We start from the raw sequence: 2,604 nt of genomic DNA, 5'->3' as shown, positions 1-2,604 counted from the left end.
GCTTTGTTCGTACATATCGCAGATATACATATAGATTTTTATTAGTCTATACTCTTTGTCCTTGGGAATCATAACAAGCAAAAAATAGGGGTATTTTTTTACTTTAAGTTACTGATTTCCAAGGATTTTATTCCATCCCTTAATTTTCAAATATTTACAACTAATTCCGAGGCTTAAATGACCTCGGTTAAACTTATAAATCACAGCAGTTCAACTGCTGATTGGAATTCTTTATAAGAAGCATGAAAGGCTGTACACTCCGCATCCGACAATCGACGGTTAAGCAGTGTGTCAAGCATGACGATAAATTGATTTTTGTCCAAGTTGTCCATAATCCGGTTCATAAAGAATTTAGATGGTTTGCTTCGTAAAAATGGGAATTTCCGCGATGCCGAATTGCACATCCGAATATCCGCCCGGATATAAAAAGTCGAAAAAAATCACTCGTCTTCCTTATTTAAGCTATAAAGCAATGCCTCGGTAAATTTCGTACGATCTTTTTTACGTTCCAAAATACGGCGTTTGACATCGGTCGGATCGCCGAGTTTAACATGCAATGTATTCTCGAAGACCCGAACAAACAGATTGAACGGAGCTGCCGAACCATCTGCCAGCTCAAAAGGAGGCAAAGCCATCCAATCAAGCCCGTATTCGCGACGATGGTTTTACAAGATGTAAATTTCACTTAAAGTCTTTTTATCATAGTTTACAGTGGTATCTATATCAGCAAGAGCAGTTTCGTAGCGACTTATCCATCAACGAACGGTAGCCGTATTAAGACTTTTCCTAACACCGCTGCGGGAGTGCGTAAGTTCATCGGTGCGCTTGCTGTCGCTGAGCATCACTACGTCATGGAAGCTACCGGCAATTACGGCTTCCTGCTGCTGTACCTGCTGCATCATAAACAGCGTGAAGCCCACGAATCCGAAATATTCCACGACGATGCCCCCGCCGACGAGCCACAGGCTCGATGGCGGGAACCACTCCAGAAGCGAGTAGACCTTGAACAGCAGGTTGAAGATACAGTACAACATGAAAAGAGTACGCCGCAACCACGTCGTGCGATGTAGTCGCCTACCAGCGGCGGTTACTACATCTCCTGCCCGGCGGACGTGATCGTGGCCGACAAACTGACCCTTACGGGTTCGAGCGAGGTTTCGGCATGATCCTCAATACCCGCGAGGCGCTGAAGAACAAACTCGGCATTATGATCGACGGAGTGAAGAGCAACGCCTCGTCGAGCTTCCTCGCCACGGACCCCCTCACCCCCATCCAGCGGTCGATGATCATGCGCGGCGTGGATAAGGTCTACACGACCTTCACGAACGACGTGGCCGAAGGCCGCAACCTGCCTATCGAGAAGGTGCTCGACATCGCCGGCGGACGGGTCTGGTCGGGTGCGGATGCGCTGGGCATCGGCCTAATCGACACCTACAGCAGTTTGAAGACGGCCATTGCGCTAGCGGAGGACAAGGTCGACTTGGGTGACAGTTCCCGTGTGACGGAGGTGACTAAAACCGGATGGGATTCGCGGCTTTCATCGCGTTGCCCAACGTGAGTATCCGAGAGGCTTTCACCCGTTCAAAACTGGGTCTGATGATGAAGGATTACAACACGGTCCGCGAAGCCTTCCGCCAGCAGGGCGTGCTGATGTATTCGCCCTACAAGGTCGAGATGCGATAATGCATGGGAGGTAGGTGAAAAAACTACCTCCCGCTTTTTTCGGGGCTGCTGCCATGAATGACGGATTCCCTTACAGCCGTCCGATTTTCATTGATTTACGCAGAACTGGGAGTCGTTTGAGTATATGGCCTATGGAAAGCAAGCTCATTGCAATCCCGATTTTATAATGGGATAACCCTATTTGCGGGTTAGCCTCGTTTACGTCGAGCAAAATAATCCCCGTAACAGACGTCGATAAGAACAGAACTGATAGCACGGCGGTAACTTTACTTTTTCTGCCCATTCCGTTTTTGATGATTCCGCTGTACCAGCCCCAATGTGTCGCCAAATGGAATATTGCGGTTACAAAAAATAGGAAACTCATTATGGCATGAAACATGGCCCGGTTATACCATGTCTCATGACTATTGCCATGTCCGGCAATATGCAATTCGATCCCCGAACAGGCGGACAAAACGTATGCGATAATCAAAATCCAATCTATTACAAGAAGCTTTTTCATCCATTCCCGATTTTATACTGTGCTGCAAAGATCGCTATTCCGATCGGGAGCGGACGATAACAAATGTAAAGAAATGGAGTTTAACGACGATTTCTGATCCGTGACAGGGAAACAGGAGTTATGCCGAGATAAGAGGCTATGTAATGTTGTGGAACCCGCTGTACTATATCGGGGTATTCTTTCAGTAATTCTTCATACTGCTGTTGCGAGCGTCCTTTATTCGGGATAGAAACAATTGCTGATAGACGCGGAATCGGTCTATGAGTTTTTCTTCATAAATTTGTTTCACTAAAGGGTATTGCTCGACGAGACTGAAAAAATCAGACTTATTAGTCAAAACGGGTGCTGAAACGCCTCAAAAACAGGAAAACGCCACGCTATAGGTCAAAACGGGTGCCGATAGCGTGGCATTCTATTTG

Annotated in this window: 6 protein-coding genes and 1 pseudogene; 3 read left to right on the top strand and 4 right to left on the bottom strand. The window is 47.0% G+C overall.

Annotated elements, in window-relative coordinates; genetic code table 11:
* Nucleotides 1–440 precede the first annotated feature (440 nt).
* On the bottom strand, nt 441–635 hold the full coding sequence (locus BHV64_RS09170) for a conserved domain protein (protein WP_009598079.1): 195 nt from the start codon (nt 633–635) through the stop codon (nt 441–443).
* 120 nt (nt 636–755) lie between these two features.
* Nucleotides 756–1,034 (bottom strand): hypothetical protein, encoded by a 279-nt coding sequence (locus BHV64_RS09165; RefSeq protein ID WP_256169253.1) that lies wholly within the window; start codon nt 1,032–1,034, stop codon nt 756–758.
* A 60-nt stretch (nt 1,035–1,094) separates the two neighbouring features.
* Between BHV64_RS09165 and BHV64_RS13290 the strand changes: the two genes are divergently transcribed.
* From BHV64_RS13290 to BHV64_RS09155, 3 genes are read left to right on the top strand one after another with little or no spacing between them, the layout of a single operon-like run.
* Nucleotides 1,095–1,166: a hypothetical protein gene (locus BHV64_RS13290; protein ID WP_278793550.1), complete on the top strand. Its 72-nt coding sequence runs from the start codon at nt 1,095–1,097 to the stop codon at nt 1,164–1,166.
* Entirely contained in the window at nt 1,163–1,558 is a 396-nt protein-coding gene (locus BHV64_RS09160) for a S49 family peptidase (RefSeq protein ID WP_254886321.1), read from the top strand. Before BHV64_RS13290 ends, BHV64_RS09160 begins: the two co-directional genes overlap by 4 nt.
* A complete protein-coding gene (locus BHV64_RS09155) occupies nt 1,555–1,683 on the top strand; it encodes a hypothetical protein (RefSeq protein ID WP_278410461.1) in 129 nt (42 codons plus the stop codon). Before BHV64_RS09160 ends, BHV64_RS09155 begins: the two co-directional genes overlap by 4 nt.
* Nucleotides 1,684–1,753: 70 nt before the next feature.
* On the opposite strand, the gene BHV64_RS09150 is transcribed toward BHV64_RS09155, so the two are convergent.
* Both BHV64_RS09150 and BHV64_RS13340 read right to left on the bottom strand, forming a co-directional pair.
* A complete protein-coding gene (locus BHV64_RS09150) occupies nt 1,754–2,185 on the bottom strand; it encodes a DUF4405 domain-containing protein (RefSeq protein WP_217726840.1) in 432 nt (143 codons plus the stop codon).
* Between the two features lie 80 nt (nt 2,186–2,265).
* Nucleotides 2,266–2,367 (bottom strand): annotated as a pseudogene (locus BHV64_RS13340) (Crp/Fnr family transcriptional regulator); the annotation flags it as partial.
* Between the last annotated feature and the right edge of the window lie 237 nt (nt 2,368–2,604).

Origin of the sequence: Alistipes sp. 56_sp_Nov_56_25 (genome assembly GCF_001915285.1) — a bacterium.
In the GTDB taxonomy this organism is placed as follows: domain Bacteria; phylum Bacteroidota; class Bacteroidia; order Bacteroidales; family Rikenellaceae; genus Alistipes; species Alistipes shahii.
This window is presented reverse-complemented; position numbering and strand designations above follow the sequence as displayed.